Source organism: Halomonas sp. AOP27-A1-41, assembly GCF_052378605.1.
GTDB lineage: Bacteria > Pseudomonadota > Gammaproteobacteria > Pseudomonadales > Halomonadaceae > Vreelandella > Vreelandella citrativorans.
This window is the reverse complement of record NZ_JBQSXT010000008.1, coordinates 82477-108765: the sequence shown is the minus strand read 5'-3', so window position 1 is coordinate 108765 and position 26289 is coordinate 82477. Positions and strand designations below refer to the sequence as shown.

The 26289-nt window shown below is 54.8% G+C and carries 23 protein-coding genes; 13 read left to right on the top strand and 10 right to left on the bottom strand.

Going from position 1 to position 26289, the window contains the following annotated elements; genetic code table 11:
- Positions 1–75: 75 nt before the first annotated feature.
- Together murI and ACT3TC_RS07605 are read right to left on the bottom strand one after the other, a co-directional pair.
- A complete protein-coding gene (gene murI / locus ACT3TC_RS07610) occupies positions 76–864 on the bottom strand; it encodes a glutamate racemase (protein WP_444639654.1) in 789 nt (262 codons plus the stop codon).
- Between the two features lie 113 nt (positions 865–977).
- Complete coding sequence (locus tag ACT3TC_RS07605) at positions 978–1523, bottom strand: hemerythrin domain-containing protein (RefSeq protein ID WP_444621838.1); 546 nt, start codon at positions 1521–1523, stop codon at positions 978–980.
- Positions 1524–1827: 304 nt separating this feature from the next.
- Here ACT3TC_RS07605 and ACT3TC_RS07600 point away from each other — a divergent pair, with 304 nt between their 5' ends.
- Positions 1828–3162 carry a replication-associated recombination protein A gene (locus ACT3TC_RS07600; protein WP_444639642.1) on the top strand — a complete coding sequence of 445 codons (1335 nt, stop codon included), beginning with the start codon at positions 1828–1830 and terminating at the stop codon, positions 3160–3162.
- Between the two features lie 35 nt (positions 3163–3197).
- On the opposite strand, the gene lolA is transcribed toward ACT3TC_RS07600, so the two are convergent.
- Positions 3198–3851, bottom strand: coding sequence for an outer membrane lipoprotein chaperone LolA (lolA, locus tag ACT3TC_RS07595; protein ID WP_172117176.1), 654 nt, complete (start codon positions 3849–3851; stop codon positions 3198–3200).
- 239 nt (positions 3852–4090) lie between these two features.
- On the bottom strand, positions 4091–7288 hold the full coding sequence (locus ACT3TC_RS07590) for a DNA translocase FtsK 4TM domain-containing protein (RefSeq protein ID WP_444639641.1): 3198 nt from the start codon (positions 7286–7288) through the stop codon (positions 4091–4093).
- Between the two features lie 118 nt (positions 7289–7406).
- On the opposite strand from ACT3TC_RS07590, the gene aat reads away from it, so the two are divergent.
- The 3 genes from aat (at position 7407) to infA (ending at position 9287) form a co-directional block, all read left to right on the top strand.
- Positions 7407–8147 carry a leucyl/phenylalanyl-tRNA--protein transferase gene (gene aat / locus ACT3TC_RS07585; RefSeq protein WP_193056734.1) on the top strand — a complete coding sequence of 247 codons (741 nt, stop codon included), beginning with the start codon at positions 7407–7409 and terminating at the stop codon, positions 8145–8147.
- Between the two features lie 39 nt (positions 8148–8186).
- Positions 8187–8921: an arginyltransferase gene (locus ACT3TC_RS07580; protein ID WP_444639640.1), complete on the top strand. Its 735-nt coding sequence runs from the start codon at positions 8187–8189 to the stop codon at positions 8919–8921.
- A 147-nt stretch (positions 8922–9068) separates the two neighbouring features.
- A complete protein-coding gene (infA, locus tag ACT3TC_RS07575; RefSeq protein WP_007111068.1) occupies positions 9069–9287 on the top strand; it encodes a translation initiation factor IF-1 in 219 nt (72 codons plus the stop codon).
- A gap of 135 nt (positions 9288–9422) precedes the next feature.
- Here infA and clpA read toward each other — a convergent pair whose 3' ends face one another.
- The 3 genes from clpA to ACT3TC_RS07560 form a co-directional block, all read right to left on the bottom strand.
- The gene (clpA, locus tag ACT3TC_RS07570; protein WP_172117180.1) at positions 9423–11696 is read right to left on the bottom strand and encodes an ATP-dependent Clp protease ATP-binding subunit ClpA; all 2274 of its coding nucleotides are present in this window, start codon (positions 11694–11696) and stop codon (positions 9423–9425) included.
- Positions 11697–11835: 139 nt separating this feature from the next.
- The gene (gene clpS, locus ACT3TC_RS07565; RefSeq protein WP_087106453.1) at positions 11836–12141 is read right to left on the bottom strand and encodes an ATP-dependent Clp protease adapter ClpS; all 306 of its coding nucleotides are present in this window, start codon (positions 12139–12141) and stop codon (positions 11836–11838) included.
- A 315-nt stretch (positions 12142–12456) separates the two neighbouring features.
- Positions 12457–14691 (bottom strand): NADP-dependent isocitrate dehydrogenase, encoded by a 2235-nt coding sequence (locus ACT3TC_RS07560; RefSeq protein ID WP_172117181.1) that lies wholly within the window; start codon positions 14689–14691, stop codon positions 12457–12459.
- 231 nt (positions 14692–14922) lie between these two features.
- Between ACT3TC_RS07560 and ACT3TC_RS07555 the strand changes: the two genes are divergently transcribed.
- From ACT3TC_RS07555 to ACT3TC_RS07520, 8 genes are all read left to right on the top strand, one after another.
- The gene (locus ACT3TC_RS07555; protein ID WP_444628534.1) at positions 14923–15534 is read left to right on the top strand and encodes a pseudouridine synthase; all 612 of its coding nucleotides are present in this window, start codon (positions 14923–14925) and stop codon (positions 15532–15534) included.
- Positions 15531–15986 (top strand): NUDIX domain-containing protein, encoded by a 456-nt coding sequence (locus ACT3TC_RS07550; protein WP_193054836.1) that lies wholly within the window; start codon positions 15531–15533, stop codon positions 15984–15986. Before ACT3TC_RS07555 ends, ACT3TC_RS07550 begins: the two co-directional genes overlap by 4 nt.
- A gap of 73 nt (positions 15987–16059) precedes the next feature.
- On the top strand, positions 16060–17217 hold the full coding sequence (gene mnmA / locus ACT3TC_RS07545) for a tRNA 2-thiouridine(34) synthase MnmA (protein WP_444639639.1): 1158 nt from the start codon (positions 16060–16062) through the stop codon (positions 17215–17217).
- Positions 17214–17855 carry a high frequency lysogenization protein HflD gene (hflD, locus tag ACT3TC_RS07540; protein WP_087106212.1) on the top strand — a complete coding sequence of 214 codons (642 nt, stop codon included), beginning with the start codon at positions 17214–17216 and terminating at the stop codon, positions 17853–17855. Before mnmA ends, hflD begins: the two co-directional genes overlap by 4 nt.
- A 77-nt stretch (positions 17856–17932) precedes the next feature.
- Positions 17933–19321, top strand: a complete 1389-nt coding sequence (gene purB / locus ACT3TC_RS07535) for an adenylosuccinate lyase (RefSeq protein WP_444639638.1) — start codon at positions 17933–17935, stop codon at positions 19319–19321.
- A gap of 30 nt (positions 19322–19351) precedes the next feature.
- Positions 19352–20533, top strand: a complete 1182-nt coding sequence (locus ACT3TC_RS07530; protein ID WP_444639637.1) for a JmjC domain-containing protein — start codon at positions 19352–19354, stop codon at positions 20531–20533.
- Positions 20534–20864: 331 nt separating this feature from the next.
- A complete protein-coding gene (locus tag ACT3TC_RS07525) occupies positions 20865–22463 on the top strand; it encodes an isocitrate lyase (protein ID WP_444639636.1) in 1599 nt (532 codons plus the stop codon).
- Between the two features lie 235 nt (positions 22464–22698).
- Positions 22699–23166 (top strand): outer membrane lipoprotein, encoded by a 468-nt coding sequence (locus ACT3TC_RS07520; protein ID WP_087106221.1) that lies wholly within the window; start codon positions 22699–22701, stop codon positions 23164–23166.
- A gap of 173 nt (positions 23167–23339) precedes the next feature.
- Here the strand turns inward: ACT3TC_RS07520 and ACT3TC_RS07515 are convergent, their stop codons facing one another.
- Entirely contained in the window at positions 23340–23618 is a 279-nt protein-coding gene (locus ACT3TC_RS07515; RefSeq protein ID WP_444639635.1) for a hypothetical protein, read from the bottom strand.
- A gap of 178 nt (positions 23619–23796) precedes the next feature.
- Between ACT3TC_RS07515 and ACT3TC_RS07510 the strand changes: the two genes are divergently transcribed.
- Positions 23797–24279, top strand: a complete 483-nt coding sequence (locus ACT3TC_RS07510) for an FKBP-type peptidyl-prolyl cis-trans isomerase (RefSeq protein ID WP_172117189.1) — start codon at positions 23797–23799, stop codon at positions 24277–24279.
- 53 nt (positions 24280–24332) lie between these two features.
- Here ACT3TC_RS07510 and ACT3TC_RS07505 read toward each other — a convergent pair whose 3' ends face one another.
- Both ACT3TC_RS07505 and ACT3TC_RS07500 read right to left on the bottom strand, forming a co-directional pair.
- On the bottom strand, positions 24333–25520 hold the full coding sequence (locus ACT3TC_RS07505; RefSeq protein ID WP_444639634.1) for an MFS transporter: 1188 nt from the start codon (positions 25518–25520) through the stop codon (positions 24333–24335).
- A gap of 64 nt (positions 25521–25584) precedes the next feature.
- On the bottom strand, positions 25585–26220 hold the full coding sequence (locus tag ACT3TC_RS07500; protein ID WP_444639633.1) for a C40 family peptidase: 636 nt from the start codon (positions 26218–26220) through the stop codon (positions 25585–25587).
- Positions 26221–26289: the final 69 nt, after the last annotated feature.

The window sequence follows — 26289 nt, the reverse complement described above, 5'->3', positions numbered from 1 at the left end:
CGCCTCTTTTTTCATAAACGGTATTAATATCAATGCTAATAACAGTCGTGTCGGCTCAGGCTGAAAATACGCGCCCTAAGCGCTTAACGCCAACCGGCCAGGAACAGAAAATCCAAACTGCGCAAAGCCTGGGCTTAGCGCATCGGCAGAAGCCGTGGTAAAAAATCGGCCATCTTGCCCTTTTTTTAACGGCGGCGCGATTTGACCTACACGCCGAGCGATCGCATCGCCGGAGTCAATCCAATTCACGGGTGTGGGGGCGAGTGCTTCAAGCCAGGGTTTTAACAGGGGGAAATGCGTACAGCCCAGCACTACGGTATCCACTGGTGGCTGAGTGTTCGACGTTTGCCAAAGCGGCGCCAGGGCTTGCTGAAGCCGTTGGCGGTCTGGCTGGCCGCCGCCAAGTAGCGCCTCGGCTTCCAGCACCAGCGCATCGGCGGCTACCCGGGTGATGAGGCAGTCGCTGGCAAAGTTTTCAATCAACTTTTGCGTATAGGGCCTACCCACAGTAGCGCGAGTAGCCAGTAGGCCAATATGGCGTGTTTGGCTAATGGCGGCGGCGGGTTTAATGGCGGGTACCGTGCCGACCACAGGGATCGTCAGGGCGCTGCGCAAACCATCCAGCGCGAGTGTGCTGGCCGTATTGCAGGCAACGACCAGCACGCTTGGCTGGCAGGCCTGAACGGCGGCCTGGCAAACCGACACGATACGCGCTGAAAGCGTTACGTCATCACGCAGCCCATAAGGCATCCACGCGTTATCGCAGGCGTAGCACATCGCCGTATCAGGATAATACTGACGCAGTGAGCGGGCGACCGAAAGCCCACCCACGCCGGAGTCAAAAATCAGCACGGGGCCAGCCATTACTGCCCCTTTGCCGTTTGCTTTGATAAGCACACCTGCTTCTCCATCAGCCGCTCATTCACGGGGCGCTAGTTTAACACGCCCCGCTGGCAGCCAAAGGAACGCTCTGCTGATTAGATCGCGGGTATGTCCGCGCCGCGTAGTTCAGCGTAAAGCTCTGGGTAATCCTGTTGCAGGCGCTCAAGCTCCTGCTCAGCGCCTTCTGGCAGCGCGTGCAGCAGCTCTTGCATATCTTCCTCACTAAAATATTGATCAATAAGAGGGAAAAGACCTTCACGCTCCTGGCGTAGATACGCCCTATGCGCCTCAAGGTAAGCTTTTAAATCCTCGGCAAAACGATCCATCGGCAAGATGTTGTCCATCAGGATCGTATCGATGTTGTCGGACAGCAATTGAAGGCGTGGCTTGAGCTCAAGATAATCGCTGGTCATTTTCTCCATTAATTCCAGATGCTCGGGCGCTTGGGTTTCCAAACGATCAACGCATATACGCTCTAACGGGGCCGCGAAACCTTCCATGTAAGACAAAATGTAATCCACGACTTCACGCATCAGCTGAAAATTGGGCCGCTCACCCTGAGCCAGGGTCTTTTGTTTAAGCTGCAAGACATGAAGCATTCGTGCCATGTTGGCATGATCTAGACGCAGTTGGTTTAACATCGTGCCGTCTCCTGTGTGGTGTCATGCCTGCCGCCTTAACTCTGAAGTGGCGTTGGGCACGCAATCATAAGCGGGTATTACTACACTACGCCTATGGGCGATGGCTAAGCGCTATCGTCATGTAGGTACCGCTACGTATTATGGTTAGATGTCACCATGCGCTTAAGGCGCCACCCTGACAAGCATATCGTTTGTATCAGTTTTTATGGAAGCTATGCAAAAGGTAGTCGGGCAATACGCCATTTGCCATACGCTCTTATGATTACCTCATTACTCAACATCTCGATTTACAACGGAAGTTTACATGGATCTTTTCGACTCTCAGCGTGCAACACCCAGCGATGACGCGCCGTTGGCGTATCGGATGCGCCCGCAGACGCTTGATGACTACGTCGGCCAGCAAGCGTTGGTGGGTCAAGACAAGCCGCTTCGTCGCATGGCCGAAGCAGGCTTGGTACGCTCAATGATTTTGTGGGGGCCGCCAGGCGTTGGCAAAACAACCCTGGCTGAGCTACTCGCGCGCGCATCCAGCGCACATCTGGAGCATTTAAGCGCGGTGATGGCAGGCGTCAAGGAGATACGCGCCGTGGTTGAGCGCGCCCAGCAGCATACCTCACCGGTCATTCTGTTTCTGGATGAGATCCATCGTTTAAACAAGAGCCAGCAGGATGCCTTGCTGCCTCATGTAGAGTCGGGACTGCTAACCCTGATTGGCGCCACCACGGAGAACCCCTCCTTCGAGGTCAACTCTGCCCTGCTATCTCGCGCTCGAGTTTACGTTTTGAAGGCACTCTCGCAAGAGGAGCTGATAGCCGTCATGCGCCAAGCGCTGACTGACGAGCAGCGCGGCCTTGGCAAACGTGCGATTGTTGTGGAGGACGATGTGCTTGCTGCCCTGGCGCACGCAAGTGCGGGCGATGCCCGGCGCGCGTTGGGACTTTTAGAAACCGCTTGTGACTTTACCCAGCCAGAGAGTGGCCAGGAGGTGCTTCACATGTCGGTATTGGCAGATGTTATTGGCCATCAGGCAAGCGCATTTGATAAGCAGGGCGACGCTTATTACGACCTGCTCTCAGCGATTCATAAATCCATACGCTCTTCACGCCCTGACGCAGCGTTACTTTATATGGCGCGCTTTATTCAGGGCGGCGGTGATCCTTTGGATGTGGTTCGCAGGCTTAGCGCCATTGCGTCAGAAGATGTTGGTAATGCCGACCCACGTGCGCTTCCGTTGGTGATAGCGGCTTGGGACGCCTACCTTCGCTTGGGAGACTACGAAGGCCAGCGTGCCATTGCCCATGCAGCCATCCATTTGGCCGTGGCGCCCAAAAGCAACCGAATTGACCGCGCCTGGAGCGCTGCAAAACAGTACGCGCGTCAGCAGCCTCAAATAGAGGTACCCACTTATTTACGCAATGCGCCCACCAGGCTTATGGAGCAGCTAGGCCATGGCGAAGGCTACCGCTACGCGCATAACGAGCCTGATGGCTATCCCGCGGGTAGTGCTCACGACTGCTGGCCAGAGGATTTGCCCAAAGCGCGCTTTTTTGAGCCTAGCCAGTTTGGCCAGGAGAAGCGCTTCGGCGAGATAATGGCCTGGCGGGAAAATCGTGACCAGGAAGCAGATCAGGCGCCCTAAGGCGTCTGATCATTCACGGGTAAACCGCCGACGTTTTAGAGCTCTTCACGAATAACGTCGGTGCCTTCCGGAATTTCGAAGTTAAACAGGCCACGGTCAATAGACCCGTTCTGGGTGATATCGCTAAACCGAATAAGCGTTTTTTGACCAGTGCTGTCCATCATCCAAAGCTCAGTGAGCGTGTCATTGTCAAATACCATGCTCAACTCTTCAAACAGCGTGTCTGCCGAGTTTGGGATCAGCGTGAACACATCTTCACCGCTCTCCTGCTCATACACCACATCATAACTTGCCGTCAGGTCATTGATACTGCCAGAGAGCAGAAGCGCAGGCGTGTGCGTTACGCGGTCATCCATCGGCTGCACCGTTACCTGTTCAAGGTCCGGATCGTAGAGATACACATCGTTGCCATCGGACACGACGACCTGCGTATAAGGCGCTTCGACTTCCCAACGCAACATGCCTGGGCGTGAGAGCCACATTTCGCCACGCGCACTTTGCAAACGCTGGCCACTACCATCAAGAATCTGCTGCTCAAAGGTCGCCTGATAGCTTTCCAGGGGCTCCAGGCGCTCGGTTAAACGCTCAGCGGCATCATTGGCCCATGCAGCGGGGGTAGCAAACGTCAATCCAAGAGCGGCCGCGGCCAATGACAAGGGTGAAGAAAGCAGAGTTTGCGTGTCGCGCATAGTGTTCTCCCTGGGCATACGTTGTCGAGTTGAATAGACCTACGCTGCCGGATTGAAGCTGATAAAAGTAGTACAGATGAACCAGTACTGATAAACCAATGCTGAGGACTTTCAACAACGTCCATGTGATTCTTCAGACGCGAAACGCGCCACGGGGTTTCATCCGCGGCGCGATTTTCACGCTTCTTGCATGATTACTAAATGCACGATTACTAAATGCAGAATTACTAATTGCGGCATTAATGCCCCACCGGCGGTGGCGCTAATACTTCGCGGGCGCCGTTGCTGCCCATGGCAGAAACGATCTGTGCCGCCTCCATGGCATCGACCAGGCGCGCGGCTCGGTTGTAACCAATCTTAAAGCGCCGCTGTACCGCAGAAATCGAGGCTTTTTTGGTTTCGGTCACAAACTGAACCGCTTCATCATACAGTGCGTCCTGTTCAGCATCGTCGCCATCACTGCCTTCTGCCTCAAGCCCTGTTAGCGCATCCGCCGAGACGCCGCCCGACAAAATTTCCTCAATGTATTCAGGGGTACCGCGGCGCTTCCAATCCTCAACCACACGGTGCACTTCGTCATCATCAACAAACGCGCCATGCACTCGATTAGGCGGACCAGAGCCCGCAGGCAAATACAGCATGTCGCCATGACCCAGCAGGCTTTCAGCGCCGCCCTGGTCCAAAATCGTACGAGAATCGATCCGTGAAGAGACCTGGAATGCCATGCGCGAAGGAATATTCGCCTTGATCAAGCCCGTTACCACGTCCACCGAGGGGCGCTGGGTGGCTAGGATCAGGTGAATACCGGCTGCCCGCGCTTTTTGCGCCAGGCGGGCAATCAGCTCTTCCACCTTTTTGCCGACGATCATAAACATGTCGGCAAATTCATCGATGACCACCACGATATAGGGCAGTTTCTCAAGCACTGGGGGCGTTTGGTGCATTTCCCAGGGTTGCGGCTCCCAAAGCGGGTCGGCTACCTGAGCACCTGCGCGCTCGGCTTCATCCAACCGGCCGTTAAAGCCGGCAATATTACGCACACCCATGGCCGCCATCAGCTTATAGCGGCGCTCCATTTCAGCGACACACCAACGTAGGCTATTGGCGGCCTCTTTCATATCGGTCACGACCGGCGCCAGCAGGTGCGGGATACCGTCGTAGACCGAAAGCTCCAGCATCTTAGGGTCCACCATGATGAGCTTAAGCTCATCTGGCGTGGCTTTCAGCAGCATCGAAATCAGCATTGCGTTAACGCCCACCGATTTACCTGAACCGGTGGTGCCCGCCACCAGCAGGTGGGGCATCTTGCCGAGGTTGGCAATCACAGGCCCACCACCGATATCCTGGCCAAGCGCCATGGTTAGCGGTGAGGTTTCCTGCTGGTAGCGCTCGGAGTCGATGACTTCACGCAGACGAATCATTGCCCGATGCGGGTTAGGAATTTCGATCCCAACGGTAGGCCGCCCAGGAATCACCTCAACCACGCGCACGCTTTTTACCATTAGCGAGCGGGCCAGGTCTTTGGAAAGATTGCTGATTTTGGACGCTTTCACCCCTGCCGCTGGCCTGATTTCAAATCGCGTGATGACGGGGCCAGGCCATGTATCGACTACTTCTGCTTTTACGCCATATTCACGCAGCCGCACTTCCAGCAGCTCTGCCATATCGGCCAGCTGTTCGTCTGTGTAGTTCGGCTGATGCGGCTCAGCGGGCGTTAGCAGTTGGAGGCTGGGCACATCGCCTTCCGGTTCTGGCAATGTCTCAAAAGCAGGCCGCTGATTTTGCAGGTGCTCAACCGTCCAGAGCGTCGGCCCGCTGTCGGCTTCATTGACCACGTTATCCGCAGAGAAGGTCGGCTCATGGCGTGCAGTGTTGGCGGGCAAAGGCGTAGGGCTAAGCAAAGGCTCATCGTCATCCTCTTCCCATACCGGCTCAGGAACGACTTCAGGCACCCGCTCACGGCGGGGCTCAGTATATGAAGGCGTAGCGGCAAGTGAAGGCTCACCTTGAGGCGCCGCCTCAGGCTGATCAAACGCGCTTAGCCTGGGCTCAGGGCGCAGAGGCGTGTCTTCCTGAACCGCCTGCTCTTGCTCATCCCAGCCATCGTGCTGCCACTCCTCCGTTTTCAAGCCCTGCTCATCGTCTTGCGCTTCCTCGGCGTCCTCTTCTTGACGGAAGAAGTGCGAGACAGCGGGCACCGCAGCATCGTCTTCACGAGAAGCGCGTAACGACATCGGCTCTTCAGACGTTGATGATTCAGCGGCTGGCGCAGCGTCGCTGTCAGGCGTGGGCTCTGGGATGACCTCAGGTTGACGCGCTTTGGGTGGCTCTGAATTGAGCTCTGAAGTGCGATCAGCGTTGATCGATACTGGCTCATCACTCTGCGCTGCTGCGGGGCTCTCTGCCTCAGGCGCTGGCGCTTGCGCGGGTTCTGGTGCTGCATCTGGCTGCGGTACAGCGTCAGGCTCAGTGGCCGTTACCACCGCAGGCTTGGTCTGTGTTTCGGCAGCCGTCGTTGCCGCTGAAAAAGCGCTCGCTGCCCAAGGAATCGACGTATCGTTTGTGGTCGCCGCAGGCGTTTCTTGCGCGGCAGACGGTGCCGAGAACTCGGGCTCGCGACGTTCACGATGTGTATCGCGGCTGGTTTTGGCTTTAGGTGCTCGTGGAGGCTCTTCCGCTTTTGGCGCAGGCTTTAAAGAGGCGCGCAGCGCAGCCCGCTCGCGGCGTTTCTCACGACTTTTTTCCCGGCGGGCACTCAACCAGCCACCAACACGGCATAAGCGGCGACCTACTTCATCCGCCACCCGCAGCCAGGACGTACCGCTAAACAGCGGGAAGCCAATCAGTATCAAGGCCGCAGCAATTAGCCCCACACCACCACTGCCGACCAGTGGTTTGAGGGTATTGACCAACCCCTCCCCCAAAATACCGCCGGAGGCATAGGGTAAAATGCTGTTAGGGTGATAAAAGTGCAGCGCACCCAGCATGGTCGTGCCAAACATCAACAGCACCAGACCGCCAGCATGTACGGCAACCGCCACGGGGTCGAACTCAAAGCGCACCTGGCGCGAGCGCATTAGCCACCATGCGGTAAAGCCAAACATACCCGGCCACCACAAAGCACTAGCCCCCAACAGCGAATACAGGACATCCGCAAGCCAAGCGCCGACCGGTCCCATCCAGTTGCGAACGTCCGTTTCAGGCCCCTGATAAGACCAACCTGGATCTTCCGGATGATAACTAAACAGTGCTAATAATAAAAAAACGCACAGCGCCAGCAGTACCACTACTACGCCTTCACGCACCGAGCCTTGCAAGCGCAGACCGAACCGGCGAGCTTTATCTTTCGCGGCTTTAACCCGCGCAGAAGAGGCCGAAGATGGTGCTTGACGCGAATTACGCTGCGTTCGCTTGTCTACCGCCTTATTCACTTTCAAGCGATTCTCCCTTTACACCTCAATGGTGTCTTTAATCCACTTGCGAGTTTGCATCATACCGAGCATCCTTGCGCCGTCACAGAGCTTCTCATCAAGTGCTCAGTAACAGGAGCAAATAATGCTACCTTGGCTTTCTTCGCCATACCCTACCTTTCCGCCTACCCGCATTGCCATGGACTCGCCCAATGGGCTGCTGGCAGCAGGTGGCGAGCTTTCTCCGCGCTGGCTGGTGGAAGCGTACCGGCGCGGTATTTTCCCATGGTACAGCGATGACGACCCCATTTTATGGTGGAGTCCCGATCCGCGCATGGTACTACGCCCTGAGCAGTTCAAGCTGCGGCGTAGCTTAGCAAAACGACTGCGCAATGGGGGCTTTAACATCACCGTTAATCAACAGTTTGAACACGTCATTAATGCCTGTGCTGCGCCACGCGATGAAGACGCAGGCACCTGGATCACCGTTGATATGTACAATGCCTACGTAGCGCTTCACCGTCTAGGGATTGCACACAGTATCGAGGTCCATCACGCCGGCCAATTGGTAGGTGGCCTTTATGGTTTAGCGATGGGACCGGTATTTTTCGGCGAATCGATGTTTTCGAACATCGCCGATGCCTCTAAAGTGGCCCTTGCTCACTTGGCGGGCGCTATGCAGGCACATGGCGGCAAGTTGATTGATTGCCAAATGCACACACCGCACCTTGCAAGCATGGGTGCGACAACAGTCGCCCGAGAGACGTTCATCAACTATCTTGAACAGTGGTTGCCCGAAGCGGCGTTTAATGTGTCATCACATGAGGCATTGTCAGTGCCTGCATCCCCCTGGCTAGAAGCGGTATCGCGCTATAACACCCCGTGATGCTGGCTGGGTTGGGTTAATTTATCAAGGAGGCAAGCTTTGAGTAGTAATACTCCGCGTCGGCCGGTGCGGGATCTGCGCTTCTTCCTTACCGTGCCTCATGCCTGCAGCTATTTACCCGGCAAAGAAGCGACAACGCTTTTTCTTGACCCGCAAGAGTCTCCCGTTCGGGGCGTATATGACTCGCTGGCGCTACTCGGGTTTCGGCGCAGTGGTCGGCATCTCTACCGGCCCCACTGTGAAAACTGTAATGCCTGCCAGTCCGTGCGTATTCCTGTTGAGCCCTTTGCGCCCAACCGCTCCCAGCGCAAGGTGTGGCGCCGGAACGCAGATATCACCACTCGCGTCGTTCCTGCACGCTATGAGGCGCGACACTATGAGCTCTATGCAGACTATATTCGCCATCGCCATGCCGATGGTGACATGTACCCACCCAATCGTGAACAGTACCGCACGTTTTTAACCCTGGGGGAGCCGTATGCCTACTTGCTGGAGATGTATGCAGGCTCGGAGCTGGTGGCCGTATCGGCATTTGACCAGCTAGAGCACGGCCTTTCGGCCATTTACACGTTTTTTGGCGTTGGCGATGCCCTAGACAGGCGCTCTTTAGGCACCCTTGCTATCCTTCAGCTCATTGCGCTGACGCGTGAAAAAGGCCTATCCCACCTGTATTTAGGGTACTGGATCGAAGAGTGTCGTAAAATGCGCTACAAGCAGGATTTTTCTCCCATTGAAGTGCTGGATGGGCGTTATTGGCGGCCCTTAATTCGCTAAAGCCAGCAAATTAAGCCAGCTTTTTTGCCTTGACGACGGGCTTACGGCACAATATAGCGCTGTTTCTTAAGTGTCAGCCTTCTGGCCCTTAAAACCTGAAACGGTTTTGGTTTGCTAACTACGTTAAATAAGTGAGGATCTGCCTATATGGCACGCGAAGATCATATTGAAATGGAAGGTGTTATCGTTGATACCCTTCCCAACACCATGTTCCGTGTTGAGCTTGAGAACGGTCACGTTGTAACCGCTCATATCTCCGGCAAAATGCGTAAAAACTATATCCGCATTCTGACGGGCGATAAAGTGAAAGTGGAACTAACGCCGTACGATCTTTCCAAAGGCCGCATTGTCTACCGTTCGCGCTAAGCCTTTATAACGCCTTTTCAGCCAGCACGCAGTACGGCGCCGTTACCTGTATACGACAACGCCCCGTCGAAGACAGGGCGCTGTGCATTACGGTATGATTAGGCGCTACGCATTAAGGCGATCTTAGCGCCCTTTTCAGGGCGCATCCGCCATCTCAGTCTCGGTGGAGAGATGCAGCTCCCCCTCCTCCAGACTGACATGCACAATACCGCCATTATCGGCCAACTCGCCAAACAGAATCATTTCAGCAAGCGGCTTTTTCAGCTTCTCTTGAATCAAGCGCGCCATGGGGCGAGCACCCATATCCGGATCGTAACCTTTCTCGGCTAACCAGTCCCGGGCCGCATCATCAACCTCGAGCTGTACACGCTTCTCGTCCAGCTGCGCCTGCAGTTCAATCAAGAACTTGTCGACCACGTTACGCACAACAGACGTCGGTAACGCATGGAACTGAATGATACCGTCCAAGCGGTTACGGAACTCCGGCGAGAACGTACGGCGGATAACTTCCATCGCATCGGTTGAGTGATCCTGGCTTTGGAAACCGATAGAGCGACGCGAGGCCTGCTCGGCACCTGCGTTAGAGGTCATGATGACAATAACATGGCGGAAGTCAGCTTCACGTCCGTTGTTATCGGTCAGGCGGCCATGGTCCATTACCTGCAGCAGCAGGTTAAAGACTTCCGGGTGCGCTTTCTCAATCTCATCCAACAACAGTACGCAGTGCGGCTGCTTGGTCACTGCTTCGGTTAACAGCCCGCCCTGGTCATACCCGACATAGCCGGGAGGCGCACCGATCAAGCGCGATACGGTGTGACGCTCCATGTATTCCGACATATCAAAGCGCACAAGCTCGATACCCATGATATGGGCAAGCTGCTTGGCTACTTCGGTTTTACCTACCCCCGTCGGCCCAGCAAACAGGAAGCTACCTACCGGCTTATCGGGCGATTTAAGCCCTGCCCGCGAAAGCTTGATAGCGGCAGAGAGCGTATCAATGGCTTCGTCCTGCCCGAACACCAGCATTTTCAGGTCACGATCGAGCTTCTCAAGCAGCTTGCGGTCCGAGCTTGAAACGCTCTTCGGCGGAATGCGTGCAATAGAGGCCACTATAGCTTCCACCTGCTCTACATCAATGGTGTTTTTGCGCACCTCAGGGGGCAATAGCCGCTGGTGAGCGCCCGCCTCGTCAATGACGTCAATGGCCTTATCCGGCAAATGACGATCATTGATGTAACGATCGGCCAAACGTGCTGCGCTTTCCAGCGCACCATCGGTGTACTTAAGCTCGTGGTGCTCTTCAAAGCGAGAGCGCAATCCTTTAAGAATCTTGATCGTATCGTCAACCGAGGGCGCGAGTACGTCGACTTTCTGGAAGCGACGCGCCAATGCACGATCTTTTTCAAAAATACCGCGAAATTCCTGGAACGTCGTGGAGCCAATACAGCGCAGCTCGCCCGAGGAGAGCAGCGGTTTCAGCAGGTTAGAGGCATCCATTACGCCACCAGAGGCAGCACCCGCACCGATAATCGTATGAATCTCATCGATAAACAGCACGGCATTGGGCTGCTTGCGTAGCTCGCTCAGCAGGCTTTTTAGACGTTTTTCAAAATCGCCACGGTATTTGGTTCCGGCAAGCAGCGCGCCCATATCCAGCGAATAAACTACGGCGTCTGCAATAACGTCCGGAACGTCTTCTTCAACGATACGCTTGGCAAGGCCTTCAGCCACAGCGGTCTTGCCTACGCCAGCCTCGCCGACTAGCAGCGGGTTGTTTTTACGCCGACGCGCCAGAATCTGCACAACGCGCTCAAGTTCGTGGTCACGGCCAATCAACGGGTCAATTTTGCCCAGGCGGGCCTGCTCGTTCAGGTTAGTGGCATACCCGGTCAACGGATGTGCACCACCTTCACTTGCGCCCTCTTCGACCTCCTCACCCTCTTGCGATGATGACGGCGCCTCGCCATGGCCTGCTACTTTGGAAATACCGTGGGCGATGTAGTTAACCGCATCGACACGAGCAACGCTTTGCTGCTTGAGGAAATAGACCGCCTGGCTTTCCTGCTCAGAAAAAATGGCCACCAATACATTGGCGCCGGTAACTTCGCTTTTGCCTGACGACTGAACATGGAAAACCGCCCGCTGTAGCACACGCTGAAAACCAAGCGTCGGCTGCGTTTCACGGTCCCCATGGCCTTCGGGAATAAGCGGTGTGGTTGAATTAATAAAATCCTGCAGATCGGACCGCAGCTTGTCGAGGTTTGCCCCACACGCTTTTAAGACATCAACTGCTGAGGCATTGTCCAGCAACGCTAACAGTAGGTGCTCAACGGTCATGAACTCGTGGCGCTTTGAACGGGCCACGGTAAAAGCCGTGTTCAGGGTCAGTTCAAGTTCTTTGCTCAGCATGGCAGTCCCCTTTTCGCTACTACCTAGGGCATTTCGCCACCTAGGACTTGCGTCGGATCAATTTAGTCGACCGGCACTTTCAACATCGGGTACAAATGGCAGGGTTGCAAGCCTCACCGACAAATTTTTATCAACCCTTTCAATTTGCGGCTTCAATATCACTCATTAACGGGTGTTCGCATTCACGTGCATACTCATTAACCTGATGGCATTTGGTCTCGGCAATGTCTCGTGTAAAAACACCACAGGTCGCTTTTCCTTGGGTATGCACCGCCAGCATTGTTTGCACCGCTTTTTCGCTATCCATACTGAAAAATTCTTGCAGCACTTCAATAACAAAATCCATGGGCGTGTAGTCGTCGTTATGCAGCACGACTTTGTATAGAGGCGGTTGTGCTAAAGCGGGCTCAGCAGACTGAGTCGCTACATCCCCATCATCAGGCATTTCAGGCCGCGTCATGCCGGCCATCGCATATGACATTGCGGTTACATCAACCGTCGTCATACCGAACATTGTCATATCAAACATTGGAATAGACATAGATCGCACTGTTAGTTCTCTCAAGACGCATAAAACGACCTAGTCGAAACGACTCCACCTTTGCAGCCGCAAGGGTAACCCGTCAAAGACTATGACGCTTAAGTTCTACAAGGGTTCACGTGGCATCAAAAATATCATACTTCAAAAGTCAAAAACCCCCGTTCTTTATTGGAACGAGGGTTTCGCTTTCACGCCCCCATTAACGAGGGCATTTTGGCCTTAACCTTTTGCCACCACGGCTAACGCTTCGTTCAGCGTTTTGCTCGGGCGCATGGCCTGGCTTGCCAGCTCACCGTTCGGACGGAAATAGCCCTGAATATCAACGGCTTTTCCTTGAACATCGTTAAGTTCTGCAACGATGGTTTGCTCATTGGCTTCCAGCTTCTCGGCCAACTGAGCAAACAGTGCTTTCAGCTCAGCATCGTCATTCTGAGCGGCCAGCGCCTCTGCCCAATAAAGTGCCAGGTAGAAGTGGCTACCACGGTTATCAAGCTCACCGACCTTACGTGAAGGCGACTTGTTGCTATCCAGGAACTTGCCGTTGGCTTCATCAAGCGTCTTCGCCAGTACGGTGGCACGTGCGTTGCCGAAGGTGCTGCCCAGGTGCTCAAGCGACGCCGCCAGCGCGAGGAATTCGCCCAGCGAGTCCCAACGCAGGTGGTTCTCTTCCAGGAACTGCTGAACGTGCTTGGGAGCACTACCGCCCGCGCCAGTTTCAAACAGGCCACCGCCATTCATCAGCGGAACGATAGACAGCATCTTCGCGCTGGTGCCCAGCTCCATGATCGGGAACAGGTCGGTCAGGTAGTCGCGCAGCACGTTGCCGGTGACAGAAATGGTGTCTTCGCCTTTGCGGATACGCTCAAGCGATACCGCCATGGCATCAACCGGCGCCAGGATACGGATATCCAGGCCGTTGGTATCGTGATCGTTAAGGTACGCTTCTACCTTCTTGATCAGTTGCGCATCATGAGCGCGGTTAGCATCCAGCCAGAAAATAGCCGGAACGCCGCTTTCGCGCGCACGCGTAACAGCAAGCTTCACCCAGTCCTGAATCGGCGCATCTTTGGTTTGGCACATACGCCAGATATCGCCTGCTTCAACGTCATGGCTAAACAGCGTGTTGCCATTTTCGTCCGTCACCACCACGGTGCCATCGGCAGCGATCTGGAAGGTTTTATCGTGGGAGCCGTACTCTTCGGCTTTTTGCGCCATCAGGCCCACGTTAGGCACGCTACCCATGGTGGTCGGGTCAAACGCACCGTGCTTTTTGCAATCTTCGATCACCGCTTGATAGATAGTCGCGTAGCAACGATCCGGAATAACCGCTTTGGTGTCGTGCAATTGGTCATCGGCACCCCACATTTTACCGGAGTCACGAATCATTGCTGGCATAGAGGCATCGATGATCACATCAGAAGGCACGTGAAGGTTGGTAATACCCTTGTGAGAGTTCACCATCGCCATCGGCGGGCGCTCTTGGTAAAGCGCTTCGATATCACCTTTGATAGCGTCTTGCTGGTCGCTTGGCAGCGACTCAATGGCACTGTAGAGATCGCCAATACCGCTATTAGGGTTAAATCCAGCTGACTTCAGCGCATCGGCGTGCTTTTCAAGTGCGGCTTTGTAGAACTCTTCAACCACGATGCCGAACATGATCGGGTCGGAAACCTTCATCATGGTGGCTTTCAGGTGGAGCGAGAACAGTACGTTGCGCGCCTTGGCATCGCTGATTTCGCTGTCGATAAAGCTGCGCAGGCGGCGGCTGCTCATGCAGGCTGCATCAATCACTTCGCCTTCAAGAACGGCCAGGCCTTCTTTTAGGACAGTTGTGGAGCCATCTTTTTGCTGCAGTTCAATCTTGAGCTTGCCGGCTTTTTCCATAACGGCGGATTGCTCGCTGCCGTAGAAGTCGCCTTCGCTCATGTGAGCCACGTGAGACTGAGAGTCGCTGCTCCACTCGCCCATGCGATGCGGGTACTTGCGCGCGTAGTTCTTGACCGACTTCGGCGCACGGCGGTCAGAGTTACCTTCACGCAGCACCGGGTTTACCGCACTACCCTTGGCCTTATCGTAAGCCGCTTTGATAGCTTTTTCTGCGTCGTTTTTAGGCTCTTCCGGGTACTCCGGCAGCGGGTAGCCTTGGCCTTGAAGCTCTTTGATCGTGGCTTTCAGCTGCGGGCCAGAGGCGCTGATATTGGGCAGCTTAATAATATTGGCTTCAGGCGTAGTCGCTAACTTGCCAAGCTCTGCCAGGTCATCACTAACGCGCTGCTCGTCGTTAAGCAGGTCAGGGAACTGGGCCAGCACACGTGCCGCCAATGAAATGTCGCGTGTCTCGACTTCAATCCCGGCCGGGTCTGTAAAAGCATCGATAATCGGTAACAGGGAATATGTCGCGAGCGCAGGGGCTTCGTCGGTGAGCGTATAAATGATCTTCGGCGTTTGGGACATTTTTGCGTTAACCTCTTTTCTCTGTCGCTTTAGTTATAAAATACTAAGCTACGCGGCTCATTCGACGATAGACCGTGCCGCGAAGCGCGCTAAGCAGCTCAATCTGGCTGCCTTGATATCACTTCGGTGGTGTTGACGACGACTCCAGCGGTCACGCAGGAGTATACCAGCGCTGCACTTTAACCGCATGAGAGATTGTCGACAAATCCGGCGCAAGATGTAAGAGACGTTATGAGCAGCCTATATTTACTCCACAAACCCTACCGCATGCTCTCCCAATTTACCGATAACGAAGGGCGAGCTACCCTTGCCGATGTTATTAAGGTGCCCGGTGTTTATGCGGCTGGACGACTTGATTATGACTCTGAAGGTCTCCTGTTACTTAGTGATGACGGCGCGCTCATCCACCGAATTGCGCACCCTCGCCACAAGCAACCCAAAACCTATTGGGTACAGCTTGAAGGCCAGGTCGACGACACCGCGCTTAATGCGTTGCGGGCCGGGATTACCTTGAAGGACGGCCCTACCCGCCCTGCCAAAGCTCGACTAATAGCGCCACCGGCACTTGCTCCCCGCGAACCGGCCATCGACCCCAAGCGCCACCCCTCCACTAGCTGGCTGGAACTGACCATTAGCGAGGGCCGCAACCGCCAGGTACGCCGGATGACCGCCCACGTCGGGTTTCCCACGCTACGCTTGATTCGTGCCTCGATAGGCGCCTGGCAGTTGGGTGATTTACAGCCTGGTGAATGGCGCAAGGAAACCCTGCATGCCCCAAGGAAGGCGCCAGGTTCCCAGCGCTCGGGCAAATCGCCTGCCTCGCGCCAGCGAAAGCCCTCATGAGCGCTACTCGAAGCAGTGCCATTCACAGTACAGCCGCCTGTGTTATTCAACGTCACGACCGCTTTTTACTGGTTGAAGAAGCCAAGGGCGGCCCAACTACCGTTTTTAACCAACCGGCGGGGCATATAGAGTTGGGCGAAGGCCCCATGGCGGCAATCGTACGGGAAGTGCAAGAAGAGACGGCCTGGCAGGTGACGCTTACGGGCTATTTAGGTCTGTATGTTTTTCACGCAAAGAGTGGCCAAACCTTTCACAGCCACGGGTTTCTTGCCGAGCCGCTTAAGCAGCTAGACACCCCACTGGACCGTGACATTGTGGCGACCCACTGGCTAACGCTTGACGAAATTCGCGCCTTAAAAGACGCAAACCGCTTAAGAAGCCCCTTGGTACTCAAACGCATTGAGGACGCTATCTGCGAACGCTGCTATCCATTAAGCGTCATTCAAGAGTGAAGCACTCGAAGCACCAACCCCCCATCGTGTATAATCACCGCCCAATTGCATACCACTTCAACCGAGGATGCCAATGACATCCACCAATGGCTCGCCCATTACCGAGGCGCCCGCCGCAGGCAAAGTAATTGTCGGCATGTCGGGTGGCGTCGATTCGTCTGTCTCCGCTCTTATCCTGCAGCAGCAGGGTTACGAGGTGGAAGGCCTGTTCATGAAGAACTGGGACGAAGACGACGGCACTGAATACTGCACGGCAAAGGAAGACCTTGCCGACGCCGAAGCAGTATGTGCCAAGCTGGGCATCAAGCTGCATACGGCCAACTTTGCCGCCGAGTACTGGGATAACGTGTTTGAGCACTTCCTGGAAGAGTACAAGGCCGGGCGTACACCCAACCCCGACATCCTGTGCAACCGGGAAATCAAGTTCAAGGTGTTTCTTGAGTACGCCGAAATGCTGGGCGCCGAGAAGATCGCCACCGGCCACTATGTGCGTGAAGGACGCGTTCGCCAAGGCACCAGTGGTGTTCGCCCGCGCCTGCTTAAAGGGCTGGACGGTAACAAGGATCAGAGTTACTTCCTGCACGCGGTGCCCGAAGCGGCTATCGCCCGCACGCTGTTCCCGGTGGGTGAGCTGGAAAAACCCGCCGTTCGTGCGCTTGCCGAAGAACACGACCTGATCACCGCCAAAAAGAAAGATTCCACGGGTATCTGCTTTATCGGCGAACGGCGCTTCCGTGACTTTTTACAGCAGTATCTACCCGCGCAACCCGGCAAGATTGAGACACCTGAAGGCGATGTAATTGGCGACCACATGGGGCTGATGTACTACACCCTGGGGCAGCGCCAAGGGCTGGGGATTGGCGGGCTGGCCAACTACTCCGAAGACCCATGGTACGTAGCGACAAAAGATTTAGAGCGCAACGTACTGGTCGTGGTACAAGGCAAGCATCATCCGCTGCTTTTTTCGGATACGTTGGCCACCGAGGCCATGGACTGGGTCGCAGGCGAACCACCCGCAGCGTCAGGCCGGTTTACCGCCAAAACTCGCTACCGGCAGAGCGACTGCCCCTGCGAAATGCGCACGTTGCCCGATGGCGGCGTTGAAGTGACGTTCGATGACCCGCAGTGGGCGGTGACGCCCGGCCAATCGTTGGTACTTTACGATGGCGATATCTGTTTGGGCGGCGGCGTTATTCGCGCGACATGGAATGCCACGGAGACTGCCGCATGAGCACCCCCACTCCCATTCACCGGGCACCTGACTCACCTGCTATACGCCAGGCACTTGCCTTGGCCGGAGTGTTTCAAGCAGCCAGCCTGGTGGATGAGCTAGCGCGCACCGGCCAAGTGGATACCCGCTCCTGGGACACGCTGATTGAAGCGACCGTGGATACCAACCCGGAAAGCTTTGAAGCGATCTATGGCGGCCACCCCAACAACCTGCGCCGTGGCCTTGAAACGCTTGAGGCGCTGGTAGGCCGTAAGCAGGCCAACCCGGTAGTGCTGCGCTACGGTTTTACGATTTTACTGGTCATGAATAAGCTGCGCACCAACAACGACATGATGGATTCTCTGGGCCAGCACCTTACCCGTATTCAGGGTCAGGCCGAACACTTTAGCGCTACCCATGAAAACGTCATCTCAAGCCTCGGCGAAGCTTACAAGGAGACGGTTTCCACGTTTAAAACGCGCATTGTAGTGCAGGGTGACCCCTCGTTACTGCAAAGCCGTATGATGCCGGAACGCGTGCGTGCCTGCTTATTGTCAGGCATTCGGTTTGGGCTCTTATGGCATCAGCAGGGTGGACGCCGCTGGAAGTTGATTTTTCAGCGCAAAGCTCTGCGCCGTGCGCTGGATAGCCTCGGTTAACGCTTTTAAATGGCGGATATTGCGCCTCTTTACTTTTTCCCGACTCACCTGTTCTTGAACTACTTGGAAACGATGCCATGCAACTCTCCGCTTTGACTGCTCTCTCTCCTGTTGACGGTCGCTACAGCGCCAAAGCGTCCGCGCTGCGCGAACACTTCAGTGAATTTGGTCTGATACGCGCCCGCGTAATTGTGGAAGTACGCTGGTTGCAGCGCATGGCGGAGCACCATCAAATCATTGAAGTGCCGCCTCTCTCCGCCGAGGCGACCGCCTTTCTTGAGCAGTTAGTGGGTGAGTTTTCGATTGCTGATGCCGAACGTATCAAAGAGATTGAGCGGACGACCAATCATGACGTGAAAGCCGTCGAGTACTTCCTGAAAGAGAAAATTGCTGGCAACGCCGAATTGAACGCAGTGACCGAGTTCATTCACTTTGCGTGCACCTCGGAAGACATCAACAACCTTTCTTACGGTGTAATGCTGGCCGATGGCCTTAAAGCACTGTTGCCTACCATGCACGAAGTAGCCGATGAAGTGGCTAAGCTCGCGATTACCCACGCTGCTCAGCCAATGCTCTCGCGCACCCACGGCCAAACGGCAAGCCCCACCACGCTTGGCAAAGAAATGGCTAACGTGGCCTACCGCTTAAAGCGCCAGCTCAAGCAGGTCGAACGCGTTGAAATTTTGGGTAAAATCAACGGCGCCGTTGGCAACTACAATGCTCACTTGACCACCTACCCCGACATCGATTGGGAAGCCAATGCGCGCACCTTCGTCGAAGGGCTGGGACTAAGCTTCAACCCCTACACGACACAAATTGAGCCGCACGACTACATTGCCGAGCTGTTCGATGCGGTATGCCGTTTCAACACCATTTTGATCGACTTTGATCGTGACGTTTGGGGTTATATTTCGCTGGGTTACTTCAAGCAGCGCACGGTTGAAGGCGAAATCGGCTCGTCTACGATGCCGCACAAGGTTAACCCTATCGACTTTGAAAACTCGGAAGGCAACCTCGGCCTGGCGAACGCCGTGCTTGCTCACCTGGCGCAAAAACTGCCCATTTCCCGCTGGCAACGCGACTTGACCGACTCCACCGTGCTGCGCAATTTAGGTGTAGGTTTGGCGTATGGCCTGATTGGCTATCACGCCAGCTTAAAAGGCATCAGCAAACTGGAAGCCAACCCTGAGCGCCTGGCCGCCGACCTGGATAACAGCTGGGAAGTGCTGGCCGAGCCGATTCAAACCGTTATGCGCCGCTACGGTATTGAAAAACCCTACGAAAAACTTAAAGAGCTGACACGTGGCAAGCGTATTGATCAGGCAGGCTTTGCCGCCTTCATTGATACCCTTGAACTGCCAGACGACGTTAAAGCAGCGCTTAAAGAGCTCTCCCCGGCAAGCTATATTGGTAATGCACAAGCGCAAGCTGAAGCACTTACTCAACGCCTGGGCAGCTTGTCATAAGCGCTGCGGCCACTCAATTAGGATACCGCCATGAGCCAACACGATAAGCCACTTACCCTGCTGGGCGATTTAACGCCCGAGGACTTCCTGGCCCACTACTGGCAACAGAAACCGCTGCTGATTCGTGGCGCTATACCTGACTTTCTAAGCCCGATTGATCCTGATGAACTGGCGGGCCTTGCTTGTGAACCGGGTGTAGAAGCGCGCCTGGTAGAAGAGAAAGGCCCCGACAGGGCCTGGCAGGTTTCTCATGGCCCGCTTGATGAAGCTACGTTTGAGCGCCTGCCTGAAGGCCACTGGAGCCTGTTAGTGCAGGCGGTTGACCACTATGTACCGGCGGTTGCTGCGCTGATGGATGAATTCGACTTTCTGCCACGCTGGCGGTTAGACGATATTATGATCAGCTATGCACCGCCAGGTGGAAACGTCGGCCCGCATATCGACCAGTACGATGTCTTTTTACTACAAGCCAGCGGTCACCGCCGTTGGCAGCTGGGGGGTAAGCAGTCCGATGACGCCCCGATTATTCAGGGCATTGACCTGCGTATCCTGGAAACCTTTGAGGTTGAACCAGACTCAGACTGGACATTGGCACCAGGCGATATGCTGTATCTTCCGCCGGGTTGGGCACATCACGGCGTCAGCCAGACCGATGACTGCATGACGATTTCGGTAGGCTTTCGCGCACCCTCTGCCGATGAGTCCATTACCTCTTACGCGGATTACCTGGGCGAGCAGTTGCCCGCGTCAAAACGCTACAGCGATGCGGGCATGGCGCCCGCAAGCCAAGCCGGTGAGCTGGATGATGCGGCTATCGAGCGCATGCGCCAGTTTATGCTGTCAACGCTGGACAACCCTGAGCAAATGGCGCAGTGGTTTGGCCGTGTGATGACGCAACCCAAGTACATGGATCAGGTCGCTCCGCTGGAGTCGCCGTTGGATGAAGCAGCGCTGGTCGCGCACCTGCAAGCGGGTGAACCGCTTTTTGCAATGCCCGGGTCACGCTTTGCCTGGCGTAGCGATTCGCGCGGCACCACGCTGTTTGTCGATGGCGATGGTCATTCCTGCTCTGAAGCACTTGCCAAGCACCTGTCAGAATCGGCTCCCTTCTATGAAGACGTTCTTGAGCTTGATGGTGCGGCGGCGTTACTTACCCAGCTGGTTAACACTGGCAGCATGGGCTTTATGGATGAAGAAGAGGACGAAGAGTAGATCCAGCACCTACCCAACGTCTCTCAATATTGAGCACCAAACGCCATCTTCGGATGGCGTTTTTTATGGGCCGGTGACGCGCCTGACGAAAAACGACTACACAAACACGCCATTTTGTTAACCCTCTGTCGTCAAGTTACAACCCCGTCTGCCTCCAAGTGTCAATTGTTGAATCCCTCCTTGTCGTCAATAGTTATTGCACTGCAGCGCTACCAGGTATCTCTGCCTAGACAGAAACCACGCCTTACGGCCGGTAGACGCTGATAACGTTTTCGCAAGCGCAGCACAAACACAACCTTGCGAAGTGCTGTTTACCCTGGAGGAATTGCTCATGTCTGGACTACTCAACGATATTAAAGCCATCGCTCAATTACGTGAGGCCCAAAGCGGCAAGTGGGAGGCAATTAAGCCTGAACATGCAGCGCGGATGCGTGCTCAAAACCGTTTCCATACAGGGCTCGATATTGCGCGCTATACCGCCAAGATAATGCGCAATGACATGGCTGCCTACGATGCCGATACGGCACAGTACACGCAGTCGCTAGGCTGCTGGCACGGTTTTATTGGTCAGCAGAAGATGATCTCCATCAAAAAGCATTTCGGCACCACCAAGCGCCGCTACCTCTACCTTTCGGGTTGGATGGTCGCTGCCTTACGTTCCGAGTTTGGCCCCCTGCCCGACCAGTCCATGCATGAGAAAACCTCGGTCGCCAACCTGATTGAGGAGCTTTACACCTTCTTGAAGCAGGCCGATGCCTGGGAGCTTAATCACCTTTTCCGCGCGCTGGATGACGCAAAATCCAGCGGTGACAGCGCCAAAGAGCAGGAAGTCATTAGCAAAATCGACAATTATGATACTCATATCGTGCCTATTATTGCCGACATTGATGCCGGTTTTGGTAATGCGGAAGCCACCTATCTGCTAGCGAAGAAGTTTATTCAAGCCGGCGCATGCTGCATTCAGCTCGAAAACCAGGTGTCCGACGAGAAACAGTGCGGCCACCAGGATGGCAAGGTCACGGTTCCGCACGAGGATTTTCTAGCCAAAATTAACGCTGTCCGGTACGCGTTTCTTGAGCTCGGCGTGGAAGATGGCGTTATCGTTGCTCGTACGGACTCGTTGGGCGCTGGGCTGACCCAGAAGATTGCTGTAACCCATGAGCCAGGCGACCTCGGCGATCAGTACAACAGCTTTCTGGATGGTGACGTTATCGAGAATGCTGCCGATATCAATAATGGCGATGTGGTTATCAAGCAATACGGCAAGCTGGTCAAGCCCAAGCGTTTGGCATCAGGCCTTTATCAGTTTAAAGCTGGATCGGGTGAAGACCGCGTCATTCTTGACTGTATTACCAGCCTGCAAAATGGCGCCGACTTGCTGTGGATCGAAACGGAAAAGCCCCACGTTGGGCAAATTGCCAGCATGGTCAACCGTATCCGCGAAGTGGTGCCCGATGCCAAATTGGTTTACAACAACTCGCCCTCTTTCAACTGGACGCTCAATTTCCGCCAGCAGGTGTTCGATGCCTGGCAAGCCGAGGGTAAGGATGTGTCCGCCTATCAGCGTGACAAGCTAATGAGTGTCGAGTACGACACTACCGAGCTTGGCCAGTTGGCGGATGAATGGACGCGCAATTTCCAGCGTGACTCATCCCGTGAAGCGGGCATTTTTCACCATCTTATTACGCTGCCCACCTACCACACTGCGGCGCTTTCAACCGACAACTTGGCCAAGGGCTACTTTGGTGAAGAGGGTATGCTGGCCTACGTACAAGGTGTTCAGCGAGAAGAGATTCGCCAAGGAATTGCCACGGTAAAACATCAAGACATGGCAGGCTCTAATATTGGCGATGACCATAAGGAGTTCTTCCACGGCGACGCAGCGCTTAAAGCGGGCGGCAAAGATAATACAATGAACCAGTTTGGCTAATGTAGCCGTACCCGCACTCCACGACGAAGTATCTTTATCTTAGGAGGCTTTTTAGCCTCCTTTTTTTATTGTTAGATATGCACACTGTTTTCTTATTCTCTGTCTACACTGGGATTTACGGCCTTTTGATATTCTCTGGTCTTAATTAGTCAATTCAGTTACTTTTTATAAACATTGCACTACCCTTGAAGCACCTGACTACTACTTTTTTAAGCTGCATACCTTGGAGGTTTTAATGAAACGTTTACTACCTGTTGCTGCGTTAAGCATCCTGACCCTGGCCGGGTGTGCCAACACTGCCCCCTACTCAGGTGATGTGTATCGCGGCAACCAAGCTAAAACCAGCCAAAGCGTTACCTATGGAACCATCGTCGCGGTAAGGCCCGTACAAATTCAGGCAGATAGCCGTGCGGGAGGCTTGCTGGGTAGTGGCGGCGGCGCCATTATTGGTGGCCTGTTGGGTAGCCAAGTGGGTGGCGGTTCAGGTCGTCAGTTGGCAACTGTTGCCGGCGCTCTGGGTGGCACGATTGCGGGCACCGCTGCTGAAGACCGCGCCAACCGCATCAGCGCACTGGAAATGGAAATCCGCCTTGATGATGGCAGCGACGTGGTGGTGGTACAAGGAGCTGATCACGCCTACCAGGCAGGCCAGCGTGTTCGCCTGATCGGTAGTGGCTCAAACGTAAGCGTCGCTCCGTATTAATAGCGCTTCGCCGATAGGCTCGGGTTGATAGGTCTCGGGCTTGTCGCTAGGTAAGATGAACATTTACCACGTTAAGTAAGCTATTCGTTTTAACGCAAAAAAATGCCCGGCTATCTTTAGCCGGGCATTTTTATGTTCATAGCGGCAATCACATTCGCCGCTTGATAGCTTAATTAGTGCGACATATTGCTCGCCCAACCGGCCAGTTTCACAATGGCCCAACCAACCAACGCCAGCAAAATAGTCACAAGCAAAATATCCACCGGACGAACCAGCGTTGTTGCGCCTAATACAGCCAGCGTCGTTACCCACAAGTAGCGGTTATCGCCGTGGCTTTTCATCACGCCAGGCAAAAGCCGGTCCAGGCCTTGGCTGAGGCCATTATTCCACTTCTGATTGGCAAAGTAGGCAATCAGGACAAATGCAATAAGCCAAATAAAGAAGATTGTCATGCAAGCTCCAGTGAATGTGATCTTAAAAAGGGAAAAGTTGTTGGCTTAGAGTATCCCCGGTGACTGCAAGGCGCAACACCACTATTAACGATCAGGCGTAAAAACCCGGTTTACCCCCTGACAAGCCACGCCTCACGCGTTACCATATTGGGACATGCACTCACCGAAAGGTTATCCAATGCAAATTGCGCAAAACTCGGTTGTCGCGTTCCACTATACCCTGACCAACGATGAAGGTGAGGTGCTCGACAGTTCCGAAGGCCGTGAGCCGCTCACGTATCTTCATGGCGCTGGCAACATCATCCCGGGCCTGGAGAAAGAGCTGGAAGGCCGCGCAGCGGGCGACAAGCTGAACGTTAAAGTATCCCCCGAAGAGGGCTACGGCGAAGTCCAAGAGCAGCTGGTACAAGAAGTACCGCGTGATGCTTTTCAGGGCGTTGAAAACATTGAGCCGGGCATGCAGTTCCAAGCCCAGACTCAAGGTGGCCCACTGATGGTGACCGTTAAGAACATCGAAGGCGATACCGTCATCGTTGACGGCAATCACCCGCTGGCAGGCCAGCAACTTAACTTTGACGTTGAGATTGCAACCGTACGTGAAGCAAGCCAGGAAGAAACCGAGCACGGCCATGTGCACGGTGAAGGTGGCGTTGAGCACTAAGTGCCCACGTTTGCTAAAAAGGCAGCCTGCGGGCTGCCTTTTTTATGCCTTCATTAAAGGCAGCAACGGCGCTCGAAACAGCGCATTCCTAGCGTGATGGTTAACGTAACCGTTAACAGAATCCACGAAGCCCAAGCCACACCAAGCCAGCCAGCTCCTTGCCAGAAAGGCTCCAGCCAGAAGCCACCGAGACTTGCGCCTACGTAATAAAACACCAGGTAAAGGGCTGACGCGCTGCCACGCGCGCCTTGGGCATAACGCCCCACCCAGCTGGACGCCAGTGAGTGCGTTAAGAAAAAACCAAACGCATTAATCGTTAGACCGACAATAATTAGCACCAGCGAATCATGCAGAGTAACGGCGGTACCTGTCATCAGAATCGCCACGCCTGCCATCATGCAAGTAGCCGGAGACGTGCGCTCGGCCAGTCGGCCAGAAATAGCCGATGCAAAAGTGCCGCCCAAATAGGTCAGGAAAATCAGCCCCAGCCCGCTCGCTGCCAGCGCATAAGGTGTAGCGGCCAAGCGAAAGGTGATATAGCTATATTGATTGATAAAGATAAGAAAATTGATGCCGCCCAGGCAGTAGGCTGCAAGCAGCACCGGGTTGCGCAAATGCCCGGCCAGGTCTACCAGCGCGCGGCGAAGCTGAAAACGCTTGGGCTCAAACGCATGGCTATTAGGCAATAAGCGCCAAAATACTGCGCAGCCAACCAGGGTCATCGCCCCAACCACAATAAAGGAAGCGGAGGGCCCACCTATCTCCGCGACGGCCCCCCCTACGACCCGACCGCTAATACCGCCCAGCGTATTGGCACCAATATAGAGCCCTACGGCGCTTAGCAGCGCAGACTTTTCAAAGGCATCGCCCATCCAGGCAATGGCAACGGCGGGTAGGCCGCCTAATACAAATCCCTGAACCAAGCGAAGCAGTAGCAGGCTTTCAAAGTTCGGAGCAAATGCCAGCGCCAGCGAACAGCCCCCCGCCAGCAGTAGCGTGATACGCATAATGCCTTCACGGCCTATCGCATCGGAAAGCGGTCCAAAGACCAACAGGGACAAGGCAAGCGACAGCGTAGCAACCGACATCAGCAGGCTGACGCCTATGGTAGACACCTCGTAAGCCGTTTTAAGCTCGGGCAGTAACGGTTGAGGAACATACAGATTAATAAATACCAGAAATGACCCTAAACACAGGGCCACTGTTGCTCGCCACCAAGCGCGTGTTTTGGCTTCAATCATGCCATTCCCAGGAGTAGACAACTTGCGGCGGGGCTGGAAGCGAAACGCCAACAGCCCTGCCCCTTCACGGCGTGAAGTTACTGCCTAAATAAGCAAGGTTGGTGGGTTCCAGCGCTCGACGTGACTGCCAGTAATAACGCTGCCAGTAGCTGTTATCCAAACTGGAAATGATGACGCCTTGTGAAGTAGAGGCATGTAAAAAGTAGCCATCTCCGACATAGATGCCCACATGGTTATAACGCCCTGGCGGACGGAAGAAAACCAGATCGCCCGCCTGCAGCTCTTGGCGGTCGATCGAGCGTCCCTCATGTACCTGGCTCGAAGTGGAACGGGGTAATTCCAAATTAAACGTATCGCGATAAACATTACGCACCAGCGCCGAACAGTCGATGCCTCGTTCTGACGTCCCGCCGATGCGGTAAGGCGTCCCCGACCATCGCTGGTGCTGTTCCAGTAGTGCCTGACGTACCAAGGTCGGTGGCGGTGTCTGAAAACTACGTAACTGGTCTAACGAATTACTGACGGGTGACATCTGAGGACTAAAGCCTTTCGCCATTCCTGGCAGCGTCATCGAGAAATAGTCCTCGGGCGGCTCGATGGATTGATGCGAAGAGCCTGCACAGCCAGTCAGAAAAGCAAAGACAACACAAACACTTACAACACGGACAGCGGTCACAGCGGGGTGTGGCAACGCAACCATGCGATTAACCTCGTACTATTATTGGGAAGGTGGGGTAATTAACACGCGTTAAACTATAAGCTAGACAAT